At 37.2% G+C, this 247-nt stretch carries 1 protein-coding gene; it reads left to right on the top strand.

What is annotated here, in order from left to right; all coding sequences use genetic code 11:
• Nucleotides 1–247 (top strand): adenosylhomocysteinase (locus ACPYOJ_RS36215; RefSeq protein WP_481420512.1); only part of this gene is annotated, 247 nt, incomplete at both ends.

Here is a 247-nt window from a genome sequence, read left to right as displayed (position 1 = left end):
ACCTTATTCTTTGGTGAAGACAGAAAACCGTTGAATATGAGCCTTGATGACGGTGGAGATTTAACCAACATGGTTTTTGATAAATATCCTGGATTAACAAAAGATATCAAAGGGCTTTCTGAAGAAACAACAACAGGTGTTCACAGACTGTATGAAAGAATGGAAAACGGAGCTTTGGTAATGCCTGCCATCAACGTTGATGATTCGGTAACTAAACCTAAATTTGACAACAAATACGGTTGTAAAG

It is taken from the genome of Rhizobium sp. SVR5-9E (assembly GCF_056755095.1).
Note: the sequence above shows the minus strand (reverse complement) of the source record. Positions and strands in the feature narration are given on the sequence as shown.